Source organism: Streptomonospora nanhaiensis (assembly GCF_013410565.1).
GTDB classification, from domain to species: domain Bacteria; phylum Actinomycetota; class Actinomycetes; order Streptosporangiales; family Streptosporangiaceae; genus Streptomonospora; species Streptomonospora nanhaiensis.
In genome coordinates this window covers 4,536,001-4,561,719 of record NZ_JACCFO010000001.1, presented here as the reverse complement: position 1 = coordinate 4,561,719, position 25,719 = coordinate 4,536,001, and the positions used below count along the sequence as shown (strand labels likewise).

The window sequence follows — 25,719 nt, the reverse complement described above, 5'->3', positions numbered from 1 at the left end:
ACTCCGTGCTGAAGGTTCGCTCACGCAATGTGGCTGTTGGCCGGGTTATCGGCATACCCAGTCTCGCGACGCGCAGCCCGCTCGGCAGCGGAAAACACCCGCACCTTCTCACACCGTGATCGGGAACTCCGCGACCCGCCGGTAGCGGCGGCTGCGGCGGCTCAGCCCTCGGCCGCGGGCCGGCGCGGCTCCAGCCGCGACAGCAGGCCGGTGATGTCGTCGGCCAGTCGGCGCGCCTCGGTGTCGTCGCGGCGGATGACCTCGGTGACCGCCAGCAGCATGGCCCCGCTGACCACCATGAGCAGGGCCTCGTCAACGGGCTCGTCGGCCTTGCGGAACAGCGCGACGTTGCGGTCGGTCCACTGGCGCAGCCGCTCGCGCAGCTTGGAGTCGAAGCCGGGCGGGCCGTCGCCGCTGAAGAACAGCAGCGTGGTCTCGCGCTCCTCGATGCACCCCTCGAGGTAGGCGCGCGCGGCGGTGTACATCAGCCGGGTGGGGTCGTTCTCGCCCCGGGCGCGCGCCTCGGCGACGGCGCGGTGGGTGCGGTCCTGCTGGCGCTGCTGGAACTCCTCGTACAGCGCGTGGTACAGGTCGGCCTTGCCGGTGAAGTGGTGGTAGAGGCTGCCGACGCTCGCCCCGGCCTGCTCCACGACCTCGCTCACGCCCGCGCGGGCGAACCCCACCGTGCGGAACACGTGCGCGGCGGCCTTGAGCAGGGCGCTGCGCGTGGCCGCGCCCCGGTGGGAGGTCCGCACCGGCTTGGACACCTTCTCGACAGTCAACGTCGGCCCTACCGTTCCCTTTCGCTCCGGCGCGCCAGCGGCCCGCCTAGGTCGACATTACGTCAGGTGATTACGCTTGTCCCAAAATCACCGACCGCCGCGGGCGAGACACGCCCGGCTTGGAGAGGCTCACCGATGACCGATTCCACCGTCGCCCCGGGCTCCCCCGACGCGCCCGACCGCAACCTGGCGCTGGAACTCGTCCGGGTCACCGAGGCCGCCGCGCTGGCAGCGGCGCGCTGGGTGGGGCGCGGCGACAAGAACGGCGCCGACGGCGTGGCCGTGCGCGGGATGCGGCACATGATCAGCACGGTGTCGATGAACGGCACCGTGGTGATCGGCGAGGGCGAGAAGGACAACGCGCCGATGCTGTTCAACGGCGAGCGCGTGGGCGACGGGTCCGGCCCCGACTGCGACGTCGCCGTCGACCCCATCGACGGCACCCGCCTGACCGCCATGGGCATGCCCAACGCCATCTCCGTGCTGGCCGTGGCGCCCCGCGACTCCATGTTCGACCCCTCCGCGGTGTTCTACATGGAGAAGCTGGCCACCGGGCCGGAGGCCGCCGACGTCGTGGACATCACCGCGCCGATCGCCGACAACATCCGCGCCGTCGCCCGCGCCAAGGGCGCCACGCCCCAGGACGTCACCGTCGTCATCCTGGACCGCCCGCGCCACGAGGACATCGTGCGCCAGGTGCGCGAGGCCGGGGCGCGCATCAAGTTCATCACCGACGGCGACGTCGCCGGCGCCATCATGGCGGCCCGCCCCAACACCGGCGTGGACCTGCTGCTGGGCATCGGCGGCACCCCCGAGGGCATCATCTCCGCGTGCGCCATGAAGTGCCTGGGCGGCGTGATCCAAGGCCGGTTGTGGCCAACCGACGACGCCGAGCGGCGCAGGGCCCTGGACGCCGGGCACGACCTGGACCGCGTGCTGACCACCGACGACCTGGTGTCCTCGGAGGACGTGTTCTTCGCCGCGACCGGGATCACCGACGGCGAACTGGTGGGCGGTGTGCGCTACATGTCCGGCGGCGCGGTCACGGACTCCCTGGTCATGCGGGGCCGCAGCGGCACCGTGCGGCAGATCCGCAGCGAGCACCGCCTGGCCAAGCTCTCCGGCTACAGCGGGATCGACTTCGGCGCCATCGCCGCGGCCCAGTAGCCTCCCTACCGCCCGAATGCCCTGTGGAACAGGGCATTCGGGCAAAGCCGCATTGATACCTTCGTAGCGGATAAGCGTGATCCGACGGAGGTGCGATGTCCTACCCTGATCCCCCCAACCAGGGCCAGTGGGGAGCCCCGGGCGGCCAGTACCAGCCGCCCCCCGCGGGTCCGGGTTACGCACCGGCGCCCGGCCCCCCGCGCCGCGCCGGCCGCCTCTGGCTCGTCCCGGTCGCCGCCGGGCTGGGCGTGGTGCTCATGGCCACCACCGTGTGGGCGGCCAACACCGTCGTACGCGACGCCTTCGTCGGCCCCGACCCCGCCACCGTGCTGCCCGGGTCGGCCATGGTGTTCGCCGAGCTGAACCTCCAGCCCAACGGCGGCCAGCTCGCCGACTACGCGCGGTTCGCCCAGCGCCTGCCCGACACCGTGCGCGACGAGATCGACCCCGAGGCCGACCCCGCCCAGGAGGTCGTCGACGGCATGATCGAGAGCCTGGGCGTCGACATGACCTACGAGGCCGACTTCGAGCCCTGGCTCGGCCGGCGGTTCGGCGTGGCCCTGTGGCGGCCCGCCAACGAGAACGCCGCCGTCGACGGCACCGGCCCCGCCGTGGCGATCGCCCTGGCCTGCGAGGACGCCGCCGCCGCCGAGGCCGCGCTGACCGAGCTGGCCTCCCAGACCGAGCTGCACTACGAGGTCCGCGACGACTTCGCGCTGCTCACCCCCACCCCCGAGACCCTCGCCGACCTGGACCACCAGGTCGACACCTCGGGCACGCTCGCCGACAACACCACCTACACCGGCGACATGGACGCCATCGGCGGCGACCCCGTCGCCTCGGCCTGGACCGACCTCGGCGCGCTGGCCACGGCCATGGCCGAGACCGAGTCCTCCCCCTACGGCGGCTACGACGAGTTCGGCTACCCCGAGGAGCCCGCCGTGCCGCTGGACGCCTACGAGAACGTCAGCGGGCGCATGGCCATGGGGGTGACCATCCGCAGCGGCTACGTCGAGCTGCGCGGCGACGCCTTCGAGGTGTCGGCCGACGGGATCTCCATGGCCGACTACGACATCCCCGACCCCGGCCTGGACCACATGGGCAACCTCCCCGACGACACCGTGTTCGCCATGGGCGGCACCGGCCTGGACTCCCTGGTGGCCCAGGGCTACGAGGACGCCCCCGACGACTTCGCCGAGTTCGAGTCCGCCATGTCCGACCTCGGCCTGACCATGCCCGAGGGCATGACCAGCCTGCTGGGCACCCGGACCGCGCTCGGGTTCACCGACCTCGGCGGGTCGGTCGACGACTTCTTCGGCGGCACCAGCTCGGCGCCGTCGTTCCAGTACCGCGCCGAGGGCGCCGACTCCGCCGCGCTGGAGGAGGCCGTAACCCAGCTGTGGTCGGGCTCCTACGACGCCCCGCCGGGGGTCAACGACGACGGCTCTGCCGTGGTCGTGACCTCGGGTTCCACCGGCACCGGCCGCCTGGGCGAGGACCCGCTGTACCAGCAGGCCATGGAGGGCACCGAGGACGCCCACATGGGGGTGTACGTCGACCTGGAGCCGCTGATGGCCGAGGCCGGCGAGCACGCGCCCGAGCAGTGGGGCGTGCTGGGCGGATCGGTGGGGTTCACCCAGGAGTCGATGTCGATGCGGGCCCGCTGGGCCCCCAACGGCGGGCAGTGAGCCTGAGCGGTCGGCCGCCCGGGCGGGGGCGGCCGACCGCGTGGGCGGGGCGGGTCAGTCGATGAGCCGCCGCCGCATCTGCCAGACCGCCAGGAACCACACCAGGGCCACGAACGCCAGCAGCGCCGCGAAGTGGCCGAGGTCGCGCAGCGGGTCCATGCCGAAGGCCGTGGCCCGCACCAGCTCCACGCAGTGGTACAGCGGGTTGATCCGCGCGACGACCTGCGCCCAGGCCGGCAGGGAGTCGATCGGGAAGAACGTGCCCGCGATCAGGTACAGCGGCGTGATCACCCCGGAGATGATGTAGTCCATCGTCTTGATCGAGGGCACCACCGCCGACAGCCACACCCCGGTCAGCGCGAACCCGAACCCGGTCACGAACGCGATGACCGGCACCAGCAGCATGGCCGGCGAGGCCGGCAGCCCGAACCCGATCGCCACGAGCAGCGGCGCGCAGCCGTAGACGCCGGCCTTGCACGCGATCCAGGTGGCCTCGCCGGTGACGAGTTCGCGGACGTCGACGGGCGCGGCGAGCATGCCGTCGTAGGTGTGCTGGAAGACCCGCCGCACGAAGGTGTCGATCAGTCCGGGGAACATCGAGGTGAACAGCACCGAGGTGGCCACGATGCCGGTGCCCAGGAACTCGATGTAGTCGTAGCCGCCGATCGCCCCGATCAGGGAGCCCAGGCCCACCCCGAACGCCAGCAGCATGATGACCGGTTCGGCCACCGCCGCGAACGTGGTGGGCCGCCAGCTGCGGCGGTACAGCGCCCACTCGCGCGCCAGCACCCCGGCGATGGGGGCGACCTCGAACCGGCGCGGCGGTCCGGGCGGCGCGGGCGCGGCCGCGCGGGTGTCGGTGTCGAGGGTCATTCCACACGCTCCCCGGTCAGGGTGACGAACACGTCTTCGAGGTTTCCGGCGCGCTCCATGCCGGTGCCCAGTTCGGCGCGCAGGGAGTCGGGCAGCTCACCCGCGCGCAGCACCGACAGCGTGGGCCCGGTGCGCCGCACGGACAGGCCGGCGGCGCGCAGCCGGGATTCGAGGCCGTCGGCGCCGGCGGCCTGCGGCGGCACCAGGTACTCCTCGACGGTGCGGCCGGCGTGGGCGGCGATGAGGTCGGCCGGCGCGCCCTGGGCGACCACGCGGCCCTTGGCCACGAGCGCCACGACGTCGGCCAGGCGTTCGGCCTCCTCGATGTAGTGGGTGGACATCAGCACCGTGACGCCCTCGGCCCGCAGGGCGGTGATCAGGCCCCACAGGTCCTGGCGGACCTGGGGGTCCAGGCCCACGGTGGGTTCGTCGAGCAGCACCAGCCGGGGCCGGTGCACCAGCCCGCGCGCGATGAGCAGGCGGCGCCGCATGCCGCCCGAGAGCTTGTCGGTGCGGTCGTGGCGGCGGTCCACCAGGTGCGCCAGCCGCAGCGCGCGTTCGACGGCCTGCGCCCGTAGGCTCCGCGGGACGCGGTAGAGGTGGGTGAAGACCTCCAGGTTCTCCTGGACGGTCAGCTCTTCGTCGAGGTTGTCGTGCTGGGGCACCACGCCCATGGCCGCGCGGGCGCGCTTGGAGGCGCGCGGGACCGGGTGGCCCAGCACGCTGATCTCGCCGGAGGTGGCCAGGCACTGCGCGGTGAGCATGCGCATGGTGGTGCTCTTGCCCGCGCCGTTGGGTCCCAGCAGGCCGAACACCACGCCGGAGGGGACCTCCAGGTCCAGGCCGTCGACGGCGGTGAAGGAGCCGAAGCGCTTGACCACGCCGCGCAGCACGATGGCCGGCGGAGCGGAGGGGTCGGGCGCCGGACGGCGGTCGGCCGGCCGGCGTGCGGTGGAGGCGGAACTCTGCTGCCCGGATTGCGACATGCGCTCACCGTAGGGTCGCCGCCCGCGGATTCTCCACCGCTTTTCCCATGTCTGTGGACAGCCGCGGCCGCGCCGTCCGCGCCCGCTCCCCGCCCCGGCCGCGCGCGTGCGCGCCGCCCCCTCGGCTCCGCCGGCCCCTCCCGCGCCCCTCGGCGCCCGTGCGCCGCGCGCCCAGCGGCTACCGTGGAGCGCGTGAACGACGGCCCGTCCCCCGCCCGCCTGCGCGCCTCCAACGCCGACCGCGAACGCGTGGTCGAGGCGCTGCGCGCGGCCGTGGCCGACGGCCGCCTCGACCTCGCGGAGTTCGAGGAGCGCGTCGAGGCGGTGTACCGGGCGCGCACCCTCGGCGAGCTGCCCGGGGCCCTGGCCGACCTGCTGCCGCCCGACCGCCAGCCCCTCCAGTTGGACGAGCGCCCGCTGATGGCGCTGTTCACCACGCTGCGCCGCGCCGGCCGCTGGGTGGTGCGGCCCACCGAGCCCGCCGCGGCGGTCGGCGGCACCCTCGACCTCGACATGCGCGAGGCCCTGCTGGTGCGCGGGCACGTGCGCATGCCGGTGCTGTGCGTCTTCGGCCGCGTCCTGATCACCGTGCCCGAGGGGGTCGAGGTCCGGATGCGCGGCCGGTCCGTCCTGGGCCGGCGCACCACGGCGGTGCGGCCGCCGCGCCGCGACGGCGCCCCGGTGCTGGAGATCACCGGCTTCTCGCTGCTGGGCACGGTGCGGGTGCGCCCGCCGCGCCGGCCGCGGGGCCGGCTGTCCTGGCGGCGCCGCCGCGCCGCGCTGGAGTGATCCGCGCCTCCCCGCGCGCGGCCGCCGCCGGCCCGCCCCCGCTCTGACCGGCGAACCCGCAGGCGGGGGCCGGGGTTGCCGACCGCGGTGCTCGCCGGGTCTGGCAGTCTGTGGTTCAGGTTCTTGTGGAGGTGTCTTTCAGCAATGAGCGAATTCCGCATCGAGCACGACTCGATGGGCGAGGTCAAGGTCCCCGCCGAGGCCAAGTGGCGCGCGCAGACCCAGCGGGCCGTGGAGAACTTCCCGATCTCCGGCCAGGGCATCGAGCACGCCAACATCGCGGCCCTGGGCCACATCAAGGCGGCGGCGGCCAAGGTCAACGCCGAGTTGGGCGTGATCCCGGAGGACCTGGGCAAGGCCATCCGCGAGGCCGCCCTGGAGGTCGCCGAGGGCCGGTGGAACGCCGAGTTCCCCATCGACGTGTTCCAGACCGGGTCGGGCACGTCCAGCAACATGAACACCAACGAGGTCGTCGCCACCCTGGCCAGTGAGCGGCTGGGCGCCCCGGTCCACCCCAACGACCACGTCAACGCCTCGCAGTCCTCCAACGACGTCTACCCGTCGTCGATCCACATCGCCGCCACCTCGGCGCTGGTCAACGACCTGGTCCCGGCGCTGCGGCACCTGGAGGCCGCGCTGTCGGCCAAGGCCGAGGAGTTCGCCACCGTCGTCAAGAGCGGGCGCACCCACCTCATGGACGCCACACCGGTGACCCTGGGCCAGGAGTTCGCCGGCTACGCCGCGCAGGTGCGCTACGGCGTGGAGCGGCTGGAGGCGACCCTGCCGCGCGTGGCCGAGCTGCCGCTGGGCGGCACCGCCGTGGGCACGGGCATCAACACCCCGGCGGGCTTCGCCGAGCGGGTCATCGCCGAGATCGCCTCGGCCACCGGCCTGCCGCTGACCGAGGCCCGCGACCACTTCGAGGCCCAGGGCGCCCGCGACGGCCTGGTGGAGCTGTCGGGCCAGCTGCGCACGATCGCGGTGGGGTTCGTCAAGATCGCCAACGACATCCGCTGGATGGGCTCGGGCCCGCGCACCGGCCTGACCGAGATCCTGCTGCCCGACCTCCAGCCGGGCTCCTCGATCATGCCGGGCAAGGTCAACCCCGTGCTGTGCGAGGCGATGCTCCAGGTCTCCTCGCAGGTGGTCGGCAACGACGCCGCGGTGGCCTTCGGCGGCTCGGCCGGCAACTTCGAGCTGAACGTGCAGCTGCCGATGATCGCCCGCAACGTGCTGGAGTCCATCCGGCTGCTGGCCAACGTCTCGCGGGTCTTCGCCGACCGCTGCGTGGCCGGCATCGAGGCCAACGTGGAGCGCTGCCGCGAGTACGCGGAGTCCTCGCCCTCCATCGTCACCCCGCTCAACCGCTACATCGGCTACGAGGAGGCCGCCAAGGTCGCCAAGCAGTCGCTGGCCGAGCGCAAGACCATCCGCGAGGTGGTGCTGGAGCGCGGCTACGTCGCCGACGGCAAGCTCACCGAGGCCCAGCTGGACGAGGCCCTGGACGTCCTGCGGATGACCAACTCGCGGTGAGCCCCGCTCCGGGGCGGTGCTGAGGCGGAAGGGGGCCGGGCGACCGGCCCCCTTCGGCTGCCGCGGACACGCGGCCGCCGCGGCCGTGCGCTCGATCCCGGCGCCGCCCGCTGAGTACCCTGCTGGAGTACCCCTTCCCCGGAGAGGCGCCACCATGGCACTAGACAGCGGCGAGGACTCGCGCACGGTCGCCGGCCGCTACCTCCTCCAGCGCGAACTGGGCCGCGGCGGCATGGGCGTGGTCTGGCAGGCGCTCGACACCGGCCTGCAGCGCACCGTCGCCGTCAAGGAGGTCCTGCTCCCGGGGCACCTCACCGACGCCGAACGCGCCGACGCCCACGCGCGCGTGCGCCGCGAGGCGCAGACGGCGGCGCGGGTGGCCCACCCCTCGGTCATCACCATCCACGACGTGTTCGACTTCGAGGGCCATCCCTGGGTCGTCATGGAGCTGATCCGCGGCCGCTCCCTCCAGGAGGAGATCGCCCGCACCGGGCCGCTGCCGCCCGAGCGCGCGGCCACCGTCGCCGAGGCGCTGCTGGAGGCGGTGCGGGCCGCCCACGCCAACGGCGTGGTGCACCGCGACATCAAGCCCGGCAACGTCATGATCGGCGAGCACGACCGGGTGGTGCTCACCGACTTCGGCATCGCGACCATGGAGGGCGGCGCCTCCATCACCCGCACCGGCGCGCTCGTCGGCTCCCCCGAGTACATGTCGCCCGAGCGGCTGCGCAGCGAGCAGGCCACCCCGGCCGCCGACCTGTGGAGCGTGGGGGTGACCCTCTACACCGCGCTGAACGGGGAGTCGCCCTTCCGCCGCGACTCCATCACGGCCGCGATCGCGGCGGTGCTGTCGGCTCCGCTGCCGCCGCTGCCCGTCGCCGGCCCGCTGGCGCCGCTGGTGGCGGGGCTGCTGGAGCGCGACCCCGCGGCCCGCCTCACCGCCGACGCCGCGCTGGAGCTGCTGCGCGGCCCGGGCGCGGGGCGCGGCGCGGCCGGACCGTCCGGCCCCGCCGGGTCGGCCACCGGTCCGCGCACCGGGGCGTGGGCCGCCGGCGCCGCGCCGGCGGACGGCACCGGCCGTCTCGGCGGCCACCCCTCCGGGCCGCACACCCCGCCGGGCCCCCACACGCCGTTCCCCGGGCCGCACACGCCGCGTCCGGGGGCGCCCGGCGGGTTCGACACCCCGCACCCCTCCGGGCCGCACGCGGCGCCCTTCGGCCCCACCACCCCCCGCCCCTACGGCGGGTCGGCCACCCCGCCGCACCCGCCCGCCCCGCCCCCGCCGACCTACTCCGGCCAGGGGCCCGCGACCCTGCGCGACGCCCGGCGGCGGGACGGCGCCGGGGTGCCGGTCTTCATCGTCGCCGGCGCGCTGATCCTGGTGGTGGTGCTGGTGGTGGCGGTGGTACTGGTCACGCGCGACTGGACCCGCTACGAGACCTTCCGGTCGTCCTGGTACACCGTGGACTACCCCGCCGAGTGGTCGGTCGACGACACCGCGGTCCGCGACGACGCCTACGTGCGCTTCGAGCCCGACGGCGACCACCTGCTCTACGTCGACGGCTGGGTCAACGGCCCCTCCGACCCCGACACCAGCTACGGCTGGATCGAGGCCGACCACCGGGAGTTCCAGGAGGACCCCAAGGTGTCGGACTACCAGGCGCTGGAGATGACCGAGGTCGAGGGCGGCGGGTTCCCCGCCGACTGGGACGTCGCCCGCTGGCGGGCGGAGTTCAGCCACGAGGACTGGCCCACGCCGCGGCGCTACTTCGCCACCCACTTGGTGACCGTCGGCGAGGAGACCTACGCGGTGACCATCAACGTCCCCGCCGACCACCGGGACGACTACGCGGACGTCTACCAGCGGGCCGTCGAGACCTTCGCGCCCCGTTAGCCCCCCGCACGCGCGGACGCCCGGCGGGTGTCCCCGCCGGGCGTCCGAAGGTGCCGGGGCGTCCGGGCGCCGCCGTGTGCGTGCTAGTACCAGCCGTTGGCCTGCGAGTGCTCCCAGGCGCCGCACGGCGAGCCGTAGCGGTCCTGGATGTAGCCCAGGCCCCACTCGATCTGGGTGGCCGGGTTGGTCTGCCAGTCGGCGCCGGCGGTGGCCATCTTGTTGCCGGGCAGCGCCTGCGGGATGCCGTAGGCCCCCGAGCTGGGGTTCTGCGCGGTGTGGTCCCAGCCGCTCTCCTTCTCCCAGAGGGGCTCCAGGCAGGAGAACTGGTCGGCGCCCCAGCCGTAGTCGGCGAGCATGCCCTGGGCGATGGCCTTGGGGTCGCCGGCGGGGGCGGTGGTTCCGCCGCCGCCGGAGGAGCCGCCGTCCTCCTCGGGCTCGGGCTCCTCCTCCTCCTTCTGCTCCTCCTCCGTGGTCGCCGTCCCGCTGACCGTGCCGCCGACCTGCTCGATCTGGTCGCGCACCTGGTCGCGCTGCTGCTGCAGCTCGGATTCGGAGAGCTCCTGGGCGCCGGCGAAGAAGTCGGGGGAGCCTGCCGCGTCGGGGACCACGGCCGTGGCGGTGTCCTCGGGGCCGGTCTGGTCGGCGAAGGCCGTCAGCGTGAAGGCCGCGCCGGCGACCACCGCCGCCGAGCCGACACCGGCGGCGACGCGCAGCGAGATCCGGTTGAGTAGCAAGAACTGCCCTTTCGTCAGTCGCGCATCCGGCGGCGCGTGCGCGATCGACCTGAATTGCCCTGGGGCGCGGCTGATTGGGTCGGGGGAAGGCGAGGTGCGGGTTCACGAGAACCGCCGGCCGGGCTCGCCTGCGAAGGGCCGGTACGCGGACGCCGGGGGCAAAGGATGCGTCACGCGCGCCCCAAGGCTCCTTACACAACGGGAACCACCTTGCCGCATGATCACGAGTGGGTAACTCGTTTTGGCGAGTGAGCTGTTTCACATTACCGACTGTTACCGCAAAACCGGACATAGCCCAACGTTCCATACCGGCGCTCTCACCTGGGCTTCGCGCAGCCGCCCCCCGGTCGCCGGCGCGGCACGGCGGACACGGTCCGTGCGCACTGGCCCCGGCCCCCTCGGCATGGCATCGTTCGGTCATGCACTACCACGGCTACCTGTGGCGCGACTCCGAGGCCGCCCGGTCGCGCGAGCAGGCCCACGGCCACATCGACAGCCCCCGCTTCCGCACCTCCTCGGCCCCGCCGATCAAGGTCTGCTGGTGGCTGCGCAAGCCCGCCGCCCTGGTCCGCGGCACCTGGGCCGACCCCAAGGAGGCCGTCGACTGGATGGCCGAGCGCTACGCGGGGTTCGCGCCGCGCCTGGTCGAGGCCGAGCCCTACTGGGCCCCCGGCGAGGAGCGCCGCACCGCCGCCGCGCGCGACCTCGCGGCCGGCCGGGACGTCTCGTGGAGCTACCGGCTGCTGGCGGGGAGTGGGCCGTCGTGGCCGCCGTGTGCTGCTCGCCCAACGCCTGGGACCCCGAGGCCGACTGCCCCCTGCGCCGCACCGAGCCCGCACCCCGCTGAGCGCCCCGGCGCGCCGAGATCCGCCGCGCCGGCCCCGCCAGCAGGCGATGAGCAGGGGTGAGCAGGGCCGCGGTGTCGGTGAGCGTTAATCCGCGGTTCGGCTCCCGGCACGCCGCGTGCGATAGAACCACTGGGCGAGCCAGCCGACGTCCCCACCCCCGCAGGAGGCCCCCGTGCCCGCCGTCCCGCCCCCGGTCCCCGCCACCCCGCCCGGCCGCCTCCCCCGGCCCGCGCGGCGCTCGGTGCTGCGCTACGGCGCCGCCGGACTGGGCGCCGCAGCCCTGGCCGGCCTGCCCGGCGCCCCCGCCCTGGCCCAGGGCCGCAACCGCCCCGAACTGACCCACGGCATCCAACTCGGCGACCCCCGCCCCGACGGCGCCGTCGTCTGGACCCGGGCCGACCGCCCCTCGCGGATGGTGGTCGAGGTCAGCCACCGCCCCGACTTCAAGGACTCCCGCGTCGTGCGCGGCCCGCACCTGCTGCCCGACAACGACGGCACCGGCCGGGTGCGCATCACCGGGCTGCGGCCGGGCCGGCGCACCTACGTGCGGGTGCGCGCGGAGTCCGACCGCGCCGAGAGCCGCGTGGTCGAGGGCTCTTTCCGCACCGCCGGAGGCGGCGGCGCCATCCGCTTCACCTGGTCGGGCGACGTCGCCGGGCAGGGCTGGGGCGTCAACCCCGACCTGGGCGGCATGCCGATCTTTGCCGCCATGGCCGACCGCGAGCCGGACTTCTTCCTGCACAGCGGCGACACCTGCTACGCCGACGGCCCGCTCCAGGAGTCGGTCACGCTGCCCGACGGCCGCGTGTGGCGCAACCTGGTGACCGAGGCCAAGTCCAAGGTCGCCGAGACGCTGGCGGAGTTCCGCGGCCAGTACGCCTACAACCTGCTCGACGACACCCTGCGGGAGTTCTCCGCGCGGGTGCCCCAGATTGTGCAGTGGGACGACCACGAGGTCACCAACAACTGGTATCCCGGCGAGGTGCTGGCGGACGACCGCTACACCGTGCGCGAGGTCGACGTCCTGGCGCGGCGCGCGCACCGGGCGTTCCACGAGTGGCAGCCCATCGTCCCCTCCGAGGCCGTCGACGGCCGCATCTACCGCCGGATCTCCTACGGCCCCGACCTCGACGTGTTCGTCATCGACATGCGGCCCTACCGCGACCCCAACTCCCCCGGCACGGCCCGCTACGAGGACATCCTGGGCCGGCGCCAGGCCGACTGGCTGGTGCGCGAACTGACGCGCTCCACCGCCACCTGGAAGGTGGTGGCCTCCGACATGCCCATCGGCCTCATCGTGCCCGACGGCGACGCCATCGAGGCCGTGGCCAACGGCGAGCCGGGCCGCCCGCGCGGCCGCGAGTCCGAGATCGAGCGGGTCCTGCACCGGCTGCACCGCGCCGGCGTGCGCGACGTCGTGTGGCTGACCGCCGACGTGCACTACACCGCGGCCCACCACTACTCGCCCGAGCGGGCCTCCGCCAAGGAGTTCACCCCGTTCTGGGAGTTCGTGTCGGGCCCGCTGCACGCCGGCGCGTTCGGCCCCAGCGAACTGGACCCCACGTTCGGCCCCGAGGCGGTCTTCGTGCACGCCCCGCCGCGCGCCAACACCTCGCCCATGGAGGGCTACCAGCACTTCGGCGAGGTCGAGATCGACCGCGAGAGCAAGGAGTTCACCGTCACGCTGCGCGACGCCAACGGCGACGGGCTGTGGTCCACCACGCTGACCCCCGAGCGCGGCCGCTGAGGTCGGGGTGCGGCCCGCCGGCGCCCGGGCGCCGGCGGGCCGCGCGCGGCCTAGACTCGCTCACAGCGGGTGTGGGAGGCTACCCCCGGTTTCCGGAGGGGGCTTGATGGACACCACACCGACTCGGGAGTGCTGCGCGCTCACCGACTGCCCGTGGTGCGGGCGCGCCGACCTCGTCTGCCGATTCTGCGCGGGCACCGGCCGCTGGTCGCCGGAGCGCCCGGTCACCGACAGCGACGGAATGATCGTCTGGGAGCGGATCACCGAGGAGTGCCGCATGTGCGTGGGCACCGGGAAGGAGCACCGGCACACGCCGCTGGGCTAGGGCGTGTTTTGTGGAATGGCTGCGGGCAGCAGCGAGGCACTGATACTCCTCATAGCGTGGTTCGACGACACGAGATCACCGACACCGCCTGGGAGCAGATCGCCCCGCTGCTGCCCGCAAACCGCGGACGCGGCGGCCGCTGGGCCGACCACCGCACCATGCTCAACGGCATGCTCTACAAACTCGCCACCGGATGCCCCTGGCGCGACCTGCCCCAACGCTACGGCCCCTGGCAAAGCGTCTACGGCCGCTACCGCCGCTGGGCCGCCGACGGCACCTTCGACGCGATCTGGTCCCACGTCCAGACACGCCAGGACGCCGTGGGCCGCATCCACTGGCAGGTCAGCATCGACTCCACCGCCGTGCGCGCCCACGCCCACGCCGCCGGCGCCCGAAAAAAGGGACCTCGGCCCAGACAAAGGCCGCACAAGCCCTGGGACGCTCGCGGGGCGGGCTGACCACCAAGATCCACCTGGCCGCCGACGGGCGGGGCCTGCCCCTGGCCCTCCTGCTCAGCCCGGGCAACGTCAACGACTGCACCATGGCCCCCCTGCTGCTGGCCGCGATCAGGGTGCCCCGCAGCGGGCGGGGGCGCCCCCGCACCCGCCCCGACGGGCTGATCGCCGACAAGGCCTACTCCCTGCGGGCTCTGCGGCGGCTTCTGCGCCGGCGCAGGATCAGGTGCACGATCCCCGAGCGGGCCGACCAGAAGGCCAACCGCGCGGCGCGCGGCGGTCGGGGCGGGCGGCCGCCGGCCTTTGACCGGGGGCTCTACCGGCAGCGCAACGTGGTCGAGCGCTGCATCGGCCGGTTGAAGCACTACCGGGCGATCGCGACACGCTTCGACAAGCTCGCCGCCCACTACCGGGCCGGGATCGTGCTGGTCAGCGTGATGCTCTGGCTCAACCACGACCCACAAAACACGCCCTAGCGCCCGCCCGCCGCCCGCGGGCGGGCCCGCCCAAGCCCGCCCCTCCCGCGCCGGGGCGGCGCGGGAGGGGCGGGGCGGGCGGTCAGCCCTCCAGCATCTCGGTGACCAGGGCCGCGATCGGTGAGCGCTCCGAGCGCGTCAGGGTGATGTGGGCGAACAGCGGGTGGCCCTTGAGCTTCTCGACCACCGCCACCACGCCGTCGTAGCGGCCCACCCGCAGGTTGTCGCGCTGGGCGATGTCGTGGGTGAGCACCACGCGGGAGTTCTCGCCCAGCCGCGAGAGCACGGTGAGCAGGACCCCGCGCTCCAGCGACTGCGCCTCGTCCACGATGACGAACGCGTCGTGCAGCGACCGGCCGCGGATGTGGGTCAGCGGCAGGACCTCCAGCATGCCGCGGTCGACGACCTCCTCGATGACCTCGGGCGAGGTGACCGCCGACAGGGTGTCGTGCACCGCCTGCGACCAGGGCGACATCTTCTCGTTCTCGGTGCCGGGCAGGTAGCCGAGTTCCTGGCCGCCCACCGCGTACAGCGGCCGGAACACCATGACCTTGCGGTGCTGGCCGCGTTCGAGCACGGCGTCCAGGCCCGCGCACAGCGCCAGGGCGGACTTGCCGGTGCCGGCCCGCCCGCCGAGTGAGACGATGCCGACGTCGGGGTCGGTGAGCAGGTCGAGCGCGATGCGCTGCTCGGCGCTGCGCCCGTGCAGGCCGAAGACGTCGCGGTCGCCCTTGACGACCTTCACCGACTTGTCGGGGAGCACCCGGCCCAGCGCCTTGCCGCGTTCGGAGACCAGGACCAGGCCGGTGTGGCAGGGGAGGTCGCGCGCGGCCTCGACCTCGGCGGTGCCGTCCTCGAACAGGGCCGCGACCTCGTGCGCGGGGACCTCCAGCTCCGCCATGCCGGTCCACCCGTGCTCCACGGGCAGCTCGGCGCGGTACTCGTCGGCGCGCAGCCCGATGGACGACGCCTTGATCCGCATCGGCAGGTCCTTGCTGACCAGGACCACGCCGCCGCCCTCGTCGGCGAGCTCGGCCTGGAGGTTGCACGCCACCGTCAGGATCCGGGTGTCGTTGTCCCCCAGCCGGAACCCCGCCGGAAGCACGGTCGGATCGCTGTGGTTCAGCTCCACCCGCAGCGTGCCGCCCTGGTCGTTGACCGGGAGCTCGACGTCGAGGGTGCCGTGCTCCACGCGGAGGTCGTCCAGCCGGCGCAGCGCCTCGCGGGCGAAGTAGCCCAGTTCGGGGTGGTGGCGCTTGCTCTCCAGCTCGGTGATCACCACGATCGGCAGCACCACGGCGTGCTCGGCGAACCTGCTGATCGACGCGGGGTCGGCCAGGAGGACGCTGGTGTCGAGCACGTAGGTGCGCCGGCCGGCCCGGGGGCCGGTGGAGTCGGGAGTGTCGTCGGCACGGCGGTCGGTCGAGGAACTAGCCACTCGTGTCTCCCCTTGGGCGCCGCGCGGGCGCCCTTGTCTCACGGGATACCAAGGACCGGGACCAGCCCCGCGAGGGCCGGGACCGGCCCTCGTCACCATGAGTTCCGCAACGTGCCAGGACCTCAAGCGTTCGGGGCCTCCCGCGTGAACGGATGCGCACCGTCCACTCTCTCCGACGGTACCCGGCTCCTTGGAAAGAGCAAGACCCCCAGGTCGCACGGCATGTGAACACTCCGTTACGCCGCATTTGCCGCTTTTGCGAGGTTTCCCCGGTTATCGCCGGTCGACGGGCGGCGCGGGCGGCGGACGGAGCGGTGCGGCCTGGCGGCGCCGGCTCAGGAGCCGAACCGCCGGTTGCGCGCGCCGTAGGCTCGCAGCGCACGCAGGAAGTCCACCTTGCGGAAGGCAGGCCAGAAGACCTCGCAGAAGTAGAACTCCGAGTGCGCGCTCTGCCAGAGCAGGAACCCCGAGAGGCGCTGCTCGCCCGAGGTGCGGATGAGGAGATCCGGATCGGGCTGGCCACGCGTGTAGAGATGCTCGGCGATGTGCTCCAGGTCGAGGCGCTCGGCGAGTTCCTCGATGCTGGTGCCTTTGGCCGCCTCGGCGAGGAGGAGCGACCGAACCGCATCAGCGATCTCACGCCTTCCTCCATACCCGACCGCAACATTTACAATCAGGCCGGAGTTGCCGGATGTCGCCGCATGCGCCTCTTTCATCACACGGGCGGTGGAATCGGGCAGGAGGTCGAGGGCGCCCATGGGGTTGACGTTCCAGCCCTCGCGCCGCAGCCGGGTCACCGTGTCCTCGATGATGCGCAGCAGGGGCTCCAGCTCCTCGCGCGGCCGGGAGAGGTTGTCGGTGGACAGCAGCCACAGGGTGACCACCTGCACCCCGACCTCGTTGCACCAGCCGAGCAGCTCGAAGATCTTCTCGGCTCCGGCCTGGTGCCCCTCCCTGGCGCTGGACAGGCCGCTGATCTTGGCCCACCTGCGGTTGCCGTCGAGGATGACGCCGACGTGCCGGGGGATCTCGAAGCTGCCGAGCGCGCGCTCCAGCCGACGCTCGTACAGCCAGTAGAGGGGATCACGGAGCCCCATGGGACGCTACCTTTCGCCGCGTTCGGGGACGGCGCGGCCCTTCGCCGCGCCGCCGGCCAGCACTGGACTCGTCGCGGCGGCGCCGGGCCTGACACGCCGGCCCCTCCAGCCTAGGCCGGTTCGCGCGGTTTCGTCACTGGAGTGACGCCCGCACATGCTTGCGTCCCTCGTGGATACGGGACTTCACCGTGCCCAGCGCGAGGTCGAGTTCGGCGGCGATCTCCTTGTAGTCCATCTGGCAGAGGTCGCGCAGCACCAGCGGGGCCACCAGGTTGGGGCGGTCGCGTTCGAGCTGGTCGAGCGCTTCCAGCAGGTCGATCCGGGAGCCGGCGATGACGCTCGTGGTACGGGGGTCGCGCTGGTGCGGTATGCGGTCGGCCTCGGTGGGCAGCTCCGCGGAGCGCCGCTTCATCGACCGGTACGTCTGCCGCGCCGAGTTCGAGACAACCGTATACAGCCACGTGGTGAAGAGCGAATCGCCCTTGAATCCGCTGATATTTCGGGCGACCCGCAGCAGGGCGTCCTGGCAGGCCTCCTCGGCGTCCTGCCGGTAGGGCAGGAAGCGGGCGCAGCGGCGCAGCACCTCGGGCTGGATCCGCCGCAGCAGTTCGTCGAGCGCCGCGGAGTCGCCGTCGCGCGCCCGCCGGGCCAGTTCTTCGAGGGGGTCGTCGATCCGCGCGGCAGGCCGGCGGGGTCCCGGGGCCTTCTCACTGTTCGGCACGGCTGAAGCTCCCTGGTCTGGAGACTGTCGACGTGGGTTACACGCCCAGCACCCACTATGGGGTTCACATCCGAGGGTCACATCCCCCTCCGGCGCGTAGGCTACGTCACCGCGAACTGGCCCGTTCCGGCCCTCTGTACAGTGTTCGGGCCACGTTTGGCACAGACGGCACTGGTAAGGCAGTACCTGTGGCACAACCGGAGAGCTTCGGTCGATACCGCGTCATTCGACATCTGGGCTCGGGGTCGTTCGCGACCGTGTGGCTCGCGCACGACGACCGCCTCGACACCCCCGTGGCGGTCAAGGTGCTCGCCGAGAACTGGACCCACCAGCTTGACGTGCACCATCGCTTCATGGAGGAGGCCCGGATCCTGCGCCAGGCCGACTCCGCCTGGCTCATCCGGGTCCACGACATCGGCACGCTGCCCGACGACCGCCCCTACTTCGTCATGCCCTACGCCGACCAGGGCAGTGTGGCCGACCTCATCGCCAAGGGGCCGCTGCCGCTGGACGAGGCGCTGCGGCTGCTGACCGAAATCGGCCAAGGCGTCACCGTCCTCCACCGCCACGGCACCATCCACCGCGACATCAAGCCCTCCAACGTGCTGCTGCAGTCCTCGCCGGTGGGCCAGCGCGTGCTGGTGGCCGACCTCGGGTTCGCCAAGAGCATCGACGGCGCGTCGGGGTTCACCGCGGCGGCGGGCACCCCCGGCTACATGTCGCCCGAGCAGCACGGCCCCGGCGGCGACCTCGACGTGCGCGCCGACGTCTACTCCCTGGGCGCCGTGGCCTACGAGCTGATCACCGGCCGCCACCCGCCGCCCCCGCCGGTGCGGGTGCCGCCCCGGCGGCTGCGCCCGGGGATCCCCCGCGCCCTGGACAGCCTGATCATGTCGGCGCTGGCCGAGGACCGCAATTCCCGCCCTCCGGACGCCAAGGCGTTCACCGACCGCATCCGCGCCATCCGGATGTCCCCCGAACTGCACGCCGACATCCCCTGGTGGACCCGGCACCGGCCGCTGTGGCGGCGCGCGGCCTCGCTGTCGGCGGCGGCGCTGTTCCTGTTCGCCGGCACCACGGCCGCAGCGGCCTCCCCCGTCGTGCCGCTGACCGAGGTGCGCTACGCCGTCGGAGGGCTGCACCTGGCCGTGCCCGAGGCGTGGGCGCGGCAGTTCCACACCGACCGGCGGGCGGCGGGCACGGAGGGCACGGCCGCCTCGGGCGTGCTGGTGGCCACCGACCTGGACGCCTGGGAGGAGCGCGGCACGCCGGTCTCCGGGGTGTTCGCGGCCCTGCTGCCGGGGGGCGGCCGGCGGCTGGAGGCCCTGCTGGGCGCCGCGCCGTGCTCGGGCCGCGTGCACCGGCGCGCGTTCGACGACCCCGACTGGTCCGGGGAGCTGTGGCGGTGGCCGCGCTGCGCGGGCGGGGGCGCGCTGACCGTGGCCGCGCTCACCAGCACCCGCCGCGACACCACCCTCTACCTGGAGATCCGCCAGCCCGACGACCGGCCCGACGTCGTGAACCGGATGATCGCCGCGACGCAGCTGGCCGGCTAGCGGCCCGTCAGCACCCTCTCAGCACCTTCCCGGCGGCCCGCCGGCCCCCGCCCCCGCGGGAGGGCGCGGCTCAGGCGCGTCCCACGGCGATCTGCTCGCGCAGGTCGCCCGCCGTGGTGACCGGCAGCCGGCAGGCGAAGCCCTGGCAGACGTAGGCGGCTGGCCGCCCGGCGACCAGCGGGCGGCCCGCCAGCAGCGGCACGCCCCGGTCCCGGGCGCCGTCGCCCAGGGTGACGGCGGTGCCCAGCGGGGCCGCCATCAGCGCGGTGCGGTGCAGTTCGGCGGTCGCGGGGTCGTCGGCGGGGCCGACCACGGCGATCTCCAGCGGCCCGCTGAGCAGGGTCTCGGCCACGGCCATGCCCCACCCGGCGGCGCGCGGCGCCTTGCGCGCCAGCGGGTCGGCCGGGGCCAGGGCCTCGTCGGCGGCCCGGCGGTGGCGCTCGGAGCCGGTCAGGCCCGCGTAGGTGAGCAGCGCGCCCGCGGCCGCGAACCGGCCGGAGGGGGTCGCGCCGTCGGTGGGGTCCTGCGGGCGGTTGAACAGCGCCTCGCTGTCGTCGGCGGTGTCGTAGAAGCCGCCCTCGTCGTCGGCGAAGCGGTCGAGCACGGTGTCCAGCAGCCGGCCGGCCAGCTCCAGCCGCGCGGGGTCGCCGGTGACCGCGTGCAGCGCCAGCAGCCCCTCGGCGAGGTCGGCGTAGTCCTCCAGGACCCCGGCGCTGGTGCCGGGGCTGCCGTCGCGGGAGGTGCGGACCAGGCGGCCGTCGCGCAGGTGCACGCGGGCCACGAGGTCGGCGGCGGCCTCGGCGCGCGCCACCAGGTCGGGCCGGTCCAGCAGCGCCCCGGCCTCGGCCAGTCCCGCCACGGCCAGCCCGTTCCAGGCCGCCACCACCTTGTCGTCGCGGGCGGGCCGCACCCGGCGGGCGCGCGCGGCCAGCAGCGCGGCGCGCACCCGCGTGTAGCGGTCGGGGTCGTCGGGGTCGGCCGGCAGGCGCAGTACGGAGAACCCGTGCTCGAAGGTGCCCTCGTCGGTGACCCCGAAGAGCGCGGCCGCCCAGGCGGCGTCGTCCTCGCCCAGCGCCTCGCGCAGCTCGGCGGGGGTCCACACGTAGTAGCGGCCCTCCTCGCCCTCGCTGTCGGCGTCCAGCGCCGATGCGAACCCGCCCTCGTCGGTGCCCAGGTCGGCGATCATCCACTCGGCGGTCTCCAGCGCCACGCGGCGGGCCAGCGGGTCGCCGGTGGTGCGCCACAGCCGCGTGTAGGCGCGCAGCAGCAGGGCGTTGTCGTAGAGCATCTTCTCGAAGTGCGGGACCACCCACCGGGCGTCGACGGAGTAGCGGGCGAACCCGCCGCCGAGCTGGTCGTAGATGCCGCCGCGGGCCATGGCCTCGGCGGTGCGCGCGGCCATGGCCAGCGGGCGGTCGCGGCCGGTGCGGGCGTGGTTGGCCAGCAGGAAGGACAGCAGCATGGACGGCGGGAACTTGGGCGCACCCCCGAACCCGCCGTGCGCGGGGTCGAAGTCGGCGGCCAGCGCCTCGACGGCGGCGTCCAGCGCGTCGGCGCCGGGCGCGCGGCCCCGGCCCAGCGTGCGGGGGCCGCTCAGCGCCTCGACCACGCGGCGGCCCTGCTCCAGCACGCCGCCGCGCTCCTCGTCCCAGGCGCGGGCCACGCCCTGCAGCAGCCGCTGGAAGTGCTCGCGGGGGAAGTAGGTGCCGCAGTAGAAGGGCGCGCCGTCCGGGGTGAGGAACACGGTCATGGGCCAGCCGCCCTGGCCGGTCATGGCCTGGGTGGCCTCCATGTACACCGCGTCGACGTCGGGCCGCTCCTCGCGGTCGACCTTGACGTTGACGAATCCCGCGTTCATCATGCGCGCGGTGGCGGGGTCCTCGAAGGACTCGTGCGCCATCACGTGGCACCAGTGGCAGGCCGCGTAGCCCACCGAGAGCAGGACCGGCACGTCGCGGCGCCGGGCCTCGGCGAACGCGGCGTCGCCCCACGGGTACCAGTCGACGGGGTTGCCCGCGTGCTGGAGCAGGTAGGGACTTGTCGCTTCGGCGAGACGGTTGGCCATACCCCCACTCTGCCCACACGGGCGCGGGCGCTACCACCCGGGGCCGCCCGGGCGCCCGGCCGCGCGGATGGCCGGGCGCGGGCGGCCCGCTAGGACCGCCGGGCGGGGTCGTCGGCGGCGGCGGGGGCGGTGCCGGCGGGGGCGTCCTCGTCGAAGCGCACCGCCGCCAGGCGGTTGCGCATCGACCGCATGAGGAAGTAGAGGCAGGCGCCCACGAAGAACACGGCCAGGAAGCCGAGCACACCGGGGGTGATGGTGTCGGTGGCGAGGTCGGCCTCGGCGAGCTGCGAGATCGCTGTCATGGTGTTCATGTTGCCACCGTCTCGCGGATGCCCGCGAAGAGGTCGTCCTCAGGCAGGTCGGTGTCGACCAGCGAGCGGGCGAGGTGGTAGTCCTCATACGGCCACGCCTCGCGCTGGATGTCCATCGGCACCGCGAACCAGAACCCGTTGGGGTCGATCTGGGTGGCGTGGGCGATCAGCGCGCGGTCGCGCACCTCGAAGTACTCGTCGCACTTGATCCGCGTGGTGATCTCCCACTGCGGGAAGTCGCGGTCCTTCATGCGTTCCAGCCACTCGGCGTAGGGGTTCTCCAGGCCGCGCCGCTCGATCAGCTCGCTGATCCGCTCGAACCGCTCCCGGGGGAACGACACGTGGTAGTAGAGCTTGGAGGGCTGCCAGGGGTCGCCGGTGCCGGGGTAGCGGTCGGGGTCGCCGGCGGCCTCGAACGCCTCGACCGACACCTTGTGGGTCATGATGTGGTCGGGGTGGGGGTAGCCGCCCTGCTCGTCGTAGGTGAGCATCACGTGCGGGCGGAAGGCGCGGACCGAGCGCACGAGCGGCTCGGAGGCCACCTCCAGGGGCTGCACCGCGAAGCACCCCTCGGGCAGCGGGGGCGGGGGGTCGCCCTCGGGCAGGCCGGAGTCGACGAACCCGCTGAACTCCTGCTGGACGCCGAGGATCTCGCGGGCCGCGGCCATCTCCTGGCGGCGGACCTCGGCGATGTTGTCGCGGATTTCGGGCCGGTCCATGGCGGGGTTGAGGATGGACCCGGCCTCGCCGCCGGTCAGCGTGACAACAAGGACCTCGGCGCCCTCGTTGACGTAGCGGACCATGGTGGCCGCGCCTTTGCTGGACTCGTCGTCGGGGTGGGCATGAACGGCCATCAGCCGCAAGCGCTCGGACAACGGACAGGTCCCCTTTTGGGTAGTCGCTGAACACGAAAGTACGGGCGTGGAAGGCGCCCGCCCTGGCGCGAATCGTCCCTCGCCGCCGGCCCGTGACATGCGGGACGGGGGTGGATCAGGGGCGGCCCGGGACGGGGCTAATCTTAGACAACGTAGACCCCACGTTCGGAGATTCCCGATGCCCGACAGCCCCGCCGACCGCGCGCCCGGCGCCACCGCGCCCGGGGCGCAGCGACGCCTGGGGAACACGCCTGTCTTCTTCGTCGTCGGCATCGCGGCGGCCGTGGTGTTCACCATCGGCTGGGGCCTGGCGCTCATGAGCTACGGCGGGTCCGGCGGGGTCTCGGTGCAGGTGGTCGCCTGGAGCGTCGACTCCTCCGACGAGGCGTCGGTCACCTTCCAGGTCAACAGCGGCTCCCCGGCCGAGTGCGTCATCACCGCGCGCGACTCCCGCCACGTCGAGGTGGGGCAGCGGACCGTCGAGGTGGAGTCCGGTATCCGCGACGTCACCGCGACCGTCGACACGATTCGTGAGGCTTCGGCGGTAGAAGTGGGCTCCTGCAGGGAACAAGGTTCGACAAGGTAAGTCGACCGACCCGGAGCGCCCCGAGTCTTTGGCCCGTCCCCAGCCACGGCCCGCCGTCCGCACGGCGCGGACCAGCGCTTATCACCCGGCCGTACCAGTGGCCCGGTGATAATCTCGTAAGTTCAGCTACGGCCGATCCGGCCGCTAGTCCTAGACGTACCAAGGAGTTCCCGTGACCGAGACCCGCGATGACAACGTCACCTGGCTCACCCAGGAGGCGTATGACCGGCTCAAAGCGGAGCTGGAGCACCTGACGGGCACGGGTCGCATCGAGATCGCCGACAAGATCGAGGCCGCACGCGAAGAGGGCGACCTCCGCGAGAACGGCGGCTACCACGCCGCCAAGGAGGAGCAGGGCAAGATCGAGGCGCGCATCGCCCAACTCCAGACCATCCTGCGCAACGCGCGGGTGGGCGGCGCCCCGCAGCAGACGGGCGTGGTCAGCCCCGGCATGACCGTCACGATCAAGTTCGAGGGCGACGACGAGGAGGTCACCTTCCTGCTCGCCTCCCGCGAGGAGAGCGGGGCGCCGATCGACGTCTACTCCCCCAAGTCGCCGCTGGGCAGCGCGATCAACGGCAAGAAGATCGGCGAGACCGCCAGCTACACGCTGCCGAACGGACGCAGCCTCTCCGTCGAGATCATCGACGCCGTGCCCTACGGGTCGGCATAGCCCCGGCCTCGCGCACACGCGGAAGGGGCGGCCACCGGCCGCCCCTTCCGCGTTGCGCCGCCCCACCGCCCCGCACGCGCCCTCTCCGGTTCGCGGCGGGGTGCCCGGGAGTGGGACCATTCCGGGGTGAACCACTTGCCTCAGGGCTGGAACGACTGGAACGCCTGGAACGCCCCGCCGCCGGGGCCGCCCGGGTTTCCCGGACCGCCGCCGCACGCCGCGCCCCCCGTCGCCGGGTTCGGCCGCCGCCTGGGCGCCCGGCTGATCGACTACACGCTGCTGACGATGTTCGCCTTCATGTTCTTCATCGTCACCGTGCTGGTGAACCCGGCGTCGCTGCAGGGCGGCGAGCCCCAGGACGGCTTCTACGACGCCTGGGCCTACCTCATCCTCTTCGGCTGGGGCGTGCTGCTCTTCTTCTACGACTGGCTGTTCCACATCGCCGGCGGGCGCACGATCGGCAAGATGATGGTCCGTGTCCGCGTCGTGCGCGCCGACGGCGGGCGGCTGCGCCAGGGCCAGGCCGCCGGCCGCGCCCTGCTGTTCGGGCTGCCGCAGTGCCTGCTGTGCCTGGGCCACGTCTTCACCCTGCTGGACTGCCTGTGGTGCCTCAGCGACGACGAGCGCCGGCGCACCCTGCACGACCGCGCGGCCGGCACGATCGTCGTGCGCGACTAGGGCCCCGCCTCCCCCTCGCGGCAGGCGGGCGCGGAGTCGCCGCCGCTCACGTTGGCCGCCGGGATGTAGTCCCCCGGCCCGATGCGGAACCACACGTCGCTGGCGCCCTGGGGGCCGGTGACCTCGTCGCCGGGCACCTGGCAGGCCACGTCCACGGCCGCGGCGTGCGCGGCCACCCCGCGCTCGGCGTGCGACATCCCCGGCCCCGACCGCACCGGCACCGGCTGGGTCTCGGGCGCGGCGGTGACCGCCGCCGGGTGGGCGTACTCGGCCGTCCACAGGTAGTCCACCCGCACCCAGGCGTTGGTGGGCAGCCGCAGGCCGTCGCGGAAGGTGCCGTCGGCCAGGTCGATGCCGGCGGGGTTGGTCACCTCGCGGCCGAACCCGTCGCGCCCGCCGTTGTGGCCGTCCTCGTAGGCGGCCTGGGCCTGGGGCAGCCCCCGCGCGAGGTCGCGCCACTCCTCGCGCTCGGCGTTCCAGTGGTCGTCCCTGGTGTTCCACGGTCCCACGTCCCACACGGGCGCGTAGGCGCAGCGGCGCTCGCCGTCCTCGGCGCACACCCGCACGGTGTAGTCGCCGCCGCCGCGCTCGCTCAGCCCGCGCCGCGAGGGCAGGGCCACGAAGTGGTCGTTCTCCCGGACGCGGTGGCCGTTGGCGGTGGTGCCGCCCACGTGGCCGATGCGGGTGGCGAACACCCGCGCCGAGAACGGCCGGCCGGAGGCGGGGCGCTCGGCCTCGGCCTCCGGGGACTCCGCGGTCCCGGGGCCCCGGTCGGTCGCCGGCGGGCTGGCGGGCGCGTCCGGGGCGTCGGGGGCGGTGCGCTGGACCGGGCGCAGCCGCACCGACTCCAGCACGGCCGCGGCGCCGCCGGGCTCGGCGGCGCCGAACCCCACGCGCACCTGCACCCGGCCCACCGGCTCGGGCAGGCGGATCCGGCCGCCGACCTCCTCGCCGCTCCGGGCGGCCCCGGCGGGGACCTCGGCGGGGCCCGCCGACCGCCACTCCGTCCACATGCCGTCGGCGCGCACGCCGCGCGCCTCCAGCAGCACCGCGCCCGCCGTCGCCTCGGCGCGCACGTCGACCGCGCGGGCGGGGCGGGTGAGCCCGTGGGAGCCGAAGACCGCGACGGCGGCCGGCGCGGGAGCGGCGGCGGTGCGCAGCGACGCCCCCGGGGCGGGCTCACGGGCGGCCCGCAGCCCTCCCCCGGCCGGCTGGGCGCCCACGGCCTCGGCGCGGCCGAGGTCCTCCTCGATCCAGCCCCGGCCGTCGGCGGCGGGCAGCGGGGCCGCGGCGGCCGGCGGCCCGGCCGCGAGCGGAACCACCAGCACGAACCCCGACAGCACGGCGGCACCGGCCCGCCTCCAGGCGCACGACATCGCCCGACCCCCTCACGTGGACACGTTCAGTAAGCACGCGCGCACG

At 73.9% G+C, this 25,719-nt stretch carries 24 protein-coding genes; 13 read left to right on the top strand and 11 right to left on the bottom strand.

The window, feature by feature from the left end:
- Positions 1 to 161 precede the first annotated feature (161 nt).
- Positions 162 to 782 carry a TetR/AcrR family transcriptional regulator gene (locus HNR12_RS20180; protein ID WP_179769064.1) on the bottom strand — a complete coding sequence of 207 codons (621 nt, stop codon included), beginning with the start codon at positions 780 to 782 and terminating at the stop codon, positions 162 to 164.
- Positions 783 to 917: 135 nt separating this feature from the next.
- Between HNR12_RS20180 and glpX the strand changes: the two genes are divergently transcribed.
- Together glpX and HNR12_RS20170 are read left to right on the top strand one after the other, a co-directional pair.
- On the top strand, positions 918 to 1,949 hold the full coding sequence (gene glpX, locus HNR12_RS20175; protein ID WP_179769063.1) for a class II fructose-bisphosphatase: 1,032 nt from the start codon (positions 918 to 920) through the stop codon (positions 1,947 to 1,949).
- Between the two features lie 95 nt (positions 1,950 to 2,044).
- Positions 2,045 to 3,637 (top strand): DUF3352 domain-containing protein, encoded by a 1,593-nt coding sequence (locus HNR12_RS20170; protein ID WP_179769062.1) that lies wholly within the window; start codon positions 2,045 to 2,047, stop codon positions 3,635 to 3,637.
- A gap of 54 nt (positions 3,638 to 3,691) precedes the next feature.
- Here HNR12_RS20170 and HNR12_RS20165 read toward each other — a convergent pair whose 3' ends face one another.
- Both HNR12_RS20165 and HNR12_RS20160 read right to left on the bottom strand, forming a co-directional pair.
- Entirely contained in the window at positions 3,692 to 4,510 is an 819-nt protein-coding gene (locus tag HNR12_RS20165) for an ABC transporter permease (RefSeq protein WP_179769061.1), read from the bottom strand.
- Entirely contained in the window at positions 4,507 to 5,391 is an 885-nt protein-coding gene (locus HNR12_RS20160; RefSeq protein WP_308118391.1) for an ABC transporter ATP-binding protein, read from the bottom strand. Before HNR12_RS20160 ends, HNR12_RS20165 begins: the two co-directional genes overlap by 4 nt.
- Before the next feature lie 297 nt (positions 5,392 to 5,688).
- On the opposite strand from HNR12_RS20160, the gene HNR12_RS20155 reads away from it, so the two are divergent.
- The 3 genes from HNR12_RS20155 (at position 5,689) to HNR12_RS20145 (ending at position 9,712) form a co-directional block, all read left to right on the top strand.
- Entirely contained in the window at positions 5,689 to 6,285 is a 597-nt protein-coding gene (locus HNR12_RS20155; RefSeq protein ID WP_308118390.1) for a DUF1707 SHOCT-like domain-containing protein, read from the top strand.
- A gap of 144 nt (positions 6,286 to 6,429) precedes the next feature.
- Complete coding sequence (locus HNR12_RS20150; protein ID WP_179769059.1) at positions 6,430 to 7,818, top strand: class II fumarate hydratase; 1,389 nt, start codon at positions 6,430 to 6,432, stop codon at positions 7,816 to 7,818.
- A 154-nt stretch (positions 7,819 to 7,972) separates the two neighbouring features.
- Complete coding sequence (locus HNR12_RS20145) at positions 7,973 to 9,712, top strand: serine/threonine-protein kinase (RefSeq protein WP_179769058.1); 1,740 nt, start codon at positions 7,973 to 7,975, stop codon at positions 9,710 to 9,712.
- A gap of 83 nt (positions 9,713 to 9,795) precedes the next feature.
- Here HNR12_RS20145 and HNR12_RS20140 read toward each other — a convergent pair whose 3' ends face one another.
- A complete protein-coding gene (locus HNR12_RS20140) occupies positions 9,796 to 10,446 on the bottom strand; it encodes an aggregation-promoting factor C-terminal-like domain-containing protein (RefSeq protein ID WP_179769057.1) in 651 nt (216 codons plus the stop codon).
- Positions 10,447 to 10,865: 419 nt separating this feature from the next.
- Between HNR12_RS20140 and HNR12_RS20135 the strand changes: the two genes are divergently transcribed.
- From HNR12_RS20135 to HNR12_RS20120, 4 genes are all read left to right on the top strand, one after another.
- Positions 10,866 to 11,354: a hypothetical protein gene (locus HNR12_RS20135; protein ID WP_179769056.1), complete on the top strand. Its 489-nt coding sequence runs from the start codon at positions 10,866 to 10,868 to the stop codon at positions 11,352 to 11,354.
- Between the two features lie 112 nt (positions 11,355 to 11,466).
- Complete coding sequence (locus tag HNR12_RS20130; protein ID WP_179769055.1) at positions 11,467 to 13,041, top strand: alkaline phosphatase D family protein; 1,575 nt, start codon at positions 11,467 to 11,469, stop codon at positions 13,039 to 13,041.
- Positions 13,042 to 13,147: 106 nt separating this feature from the next.
- The gene (locus HNR12_RS20125) at positions 13,148 to 13,366 is read left to right on the top strand and encodes a hypothetical protein (protein WP_179769054.1); all 219 of its coding nucleotides are present in this window, start codon (positions 13,148 to 13,150) and stop codon (positions 13,364 to 13,366) included.
- Positions 13,367 to 13,422: 56 nt separating this feature from the next.
- Positions 13,423 to 14,297 (top strand): IS5 family transposase gene (locus HNR12_RS20120; protein ID WP_372451163.1). Its coding sequence is split into 2 segments (ribosomal slippage): positions 13,423 to 13,770 and positions 13,773 to 14,297, totalling 873 coding nucleotides; the frame shifts between segments, so codons are not numbered across the junction.
- 82 nt (positions 14,298 to 14,379) lie between these two features.
- Here the strand turns inward: HNR12_RS20120 and HNR12_RS20115 are convergent.
- The 3 genes from HNR12_RS20115 to HNR12_RS20105 form a co-directional block, all read right to left on the bottom strand.
- The gene (locus HNR12_RS20115; protein ID WP_179770753.1) at positions 14,380 to 15,657 is read right to left on the bottom strand and encodes a PhoH family protein; all 1,278 of its coding nucleotides are present in this window, start codon (positions 15,655 to 15,657) and stop codon (positions 14,380 to 14,382) included.
- A gap of 413 nt (positions 15,658 to 16,070) precedes the next feature.
- Entirely contained in the window at positions 16,071 to 16,832 is a 762-nt protein-coding gene (locus HNR12_RS20110) for an isoprenyl transferase (protein ID WP_179769053.1), read from the bottom strand.
- A 133-nt stretch (positions 16,833 to 16,965) separates the two neighbouring features.
- Positions 16,966 to 17,553: an RNA polymerase sigma factor gene (locus tag HNR12_RS20105; RefSeq protein ID WP_179769052.1), complete on the bottom strand. Its 588-nt coding sequence runs from the start codon at positions 17,551 to 17,553 to the stop codon at positions 16,966 to 16,968.
- 188 nt (positions 17,554 to 17,741) lie between these two features.
- Here HNR12_RS20105 and HNR12_RS20100 point away from each other — a divergent pair, with 188 nt between their 5' ends.
- A complete protein-coding gene (locus HNR12_RS20100) occupies positions 17,742 to 19,109 on the top strand; it encodes a serine/threonine-protein kinase (protein WP_179769051.1) in 1,368 nt (455 codons plus the stop codon).
- 70 nt (positions 19,110 to 19,179) lie between these two features.
- Here the strand turns inward: HNR12_RS20100 and HNR12_RS20095 are convergent, their stop codons facing one another.
- The 3 genes from HNR12_RS20095 to mca all read right to left on the bottom strand — a co-directional run bounded on the left by HNR12_RS20095 (position 19,180) and on the right by mca (position 22,360).
- Entirely contained in the window at positions 19,180 to 21,174 is a 1,995-nt protein-coding gene (locus HNR12_RS20095; protein ID WP_179769050.1) for a thioredoxin domain-containing protein, read from the bottom strand.
- A gap of 89 nt (positions 21,175 to 21,263) precedes the next feature.
- The gene (locus tag HNR12_RS20090; protein ID WP_179769049.1) at positions 21,264 to 21,476 is read right to left on the bottom strand and encodes a hypothetical protein; all 213 of its coding nucleotides are present in this window, start codon (positions 21,474 to 21,476) and stop codon (positions 21,264 to 21,266) included.
- A 5-nt stretch (positions 21,477 to 21,481) separates the two neighbouring features.
- Positions 21,482 to 22,360, bottom strand: coding sequence for a mycothiol conjugate amidase Mca (gene mca / locus HNR12_RS20085; RefSeq protein ID WP_179769048.1), 879 nt, complete (start codon positions 22,358 to 22,360; stop codon positions 21,482 to 21,484).
- Between the two features lie 178 nt (positions 22,361 to 22,538).
- On the opposite strand from mca, the gene HNR12_RS20080 reads away from it, so the two are divergent.
- The 3 genes from HNR12_RS20080 (at position 22,539) to HNR12_RS20070 (ending at position 24,297) form a co-directional block, all read left to right on the top strand.
- Entirely contained in the window at positions 22,539 to 22,946 is a 408-nt protein-coding gene (locus HNR12_RS20080; protein ID WP_179769047.1) for a DUF4307 domain-containing protein, read from the top strand.
- Positions 22,947 to 23,118: 172 nt separating this feature from the next.
- Complete coding sequence (gene greA, locus HNR12_RS20075; protein ID WP_179769046.1) at positions 23,119 to 23,619, top strand: transcription elongation factor GreA; 501 nt, start codon at positions 23,119 to 23,121, stop codon at positions 23,617 to 23,619.
- A 126-nt stretch (positions 23,620 to 23,745) separates the two neighbouring features.
- Positions 23,746 to 24,297 (top strand): RDD family protein, encoded by a 552-nt coding sequence (locus tag HNR12_RS20070; RefSeq protein WP_338119804.1) that lies wholly within the window; start codon positions 23,746 to 23,748, stop codon positions 24,295 to 24,297.
- Here HNR12_RS20070 and HNR12_RS20065 read toward each other — a convergent pair.
- On the bottom strand, positions 24,294 to 25,673 hold the full coding sequence (locus tag HNR12_RS20065) for a hypothetical protein (RefSeq protein ID WP_179769045.1): 1,380 nt from the start codon (positions 25,671 to 25,673) through the stop codon (positions 24,294 to 24,296). The genes HNR12_RS20070 and HNR12_RS20065 overlap by 4 nt on opposite strands.
- Positions 25,674 to 25,719: the final 46 nt, after the last annotated feature.

Excerpts from the sequence above, each read along its gene's own strand:
- glpX (WP_179769063.1), top strand. The coding sequence starts at position 918 with ATGACCGATTCCACCGTCGCCCCGGGCTCCCCCGACGCGCCCGACCGC.
- HNR12_RS20170 (WP_179769062.1), top strand. The coding sequence starts at position 2,045 with ATGTCCTACCCTGATCCCCCCAACCAGGGCCAGTGGGGAGCCCCGGGC.
- HNR12_RS20080 (WP_179769047.1), top strand. The coding sequence starts at position 22,539 with ATGCCCGACAGCCCCGCCGACCGCGCGCCCGGCGCCACCGCGCCCGGG.
- HNR12_RS20095 (WP_179769050.1), bottom strand. The coding sequence starts at position 21,174 with ATGGCCAACCGTCTCGCCGAAGCGACAAGTCCCTACCTGCTCCAGCAC.
- HNR12_RS20110 (WP_179769053.1), bottom strand. The coding sequence starts at position 16,832 with ATGGGGCTCCGTGATCCCCTCTACTGGCTGTACGAGCGTCGGCTGGAG.
- HNR12_RS20125 (WP_179769054.1), top strand. The coding sequence starts at position 13,148 with ATGGACACCACACCGACTCGGGAGTGCTGCGCGCTCACCGACTGCCCG.
- HNR12_RS20135 (WP_179769056.1), top strand. The coding sequence starts at position 10,866 with ATGCACTACCACGGCTACCTGTGGCGCGACTCCGAGGCCGCCCGGTCG.
- HNR12_RS20145 (WP_179769058.1), top strand. The coding sequence starts at position 7,973 with ATGGCACTAGACAGCGGCGAGGACTCGCGCACGGTCGCCGGCCGCTAC.
- HNR12_RS20065 (WP_179769045.1), bottom strand. The coding sequence starts at position 25,673 with ATGTCGTGCGCCTGGAGGCGGGCCGGTGCCGCCGTGCTGTCGGGGTTC.
- HNR12_RS20165 (WP_179769061.1), bottom strand. The coding sequence starts at position 4,510 with ATGACCCTCGACACCGACACCCGCGCGGCCGCGCCCGCGCCGCCCGGA.
- HNR12_RS20090 (WP_179769049.1), bottom strand. The coding sequence starts at position 21,476 with ATGACAGCGATCTCGCAGCTCGCCGAGGCCGACCTCGCCACCGACACC.
- HNR12_RS20150 (WP_179769059.1), top strand. The coding sequence starts at position 6,430 with ATGAGCGAATTCCGCATCGAGCACGACTCGATGGGCGAGGTCAAGGTC.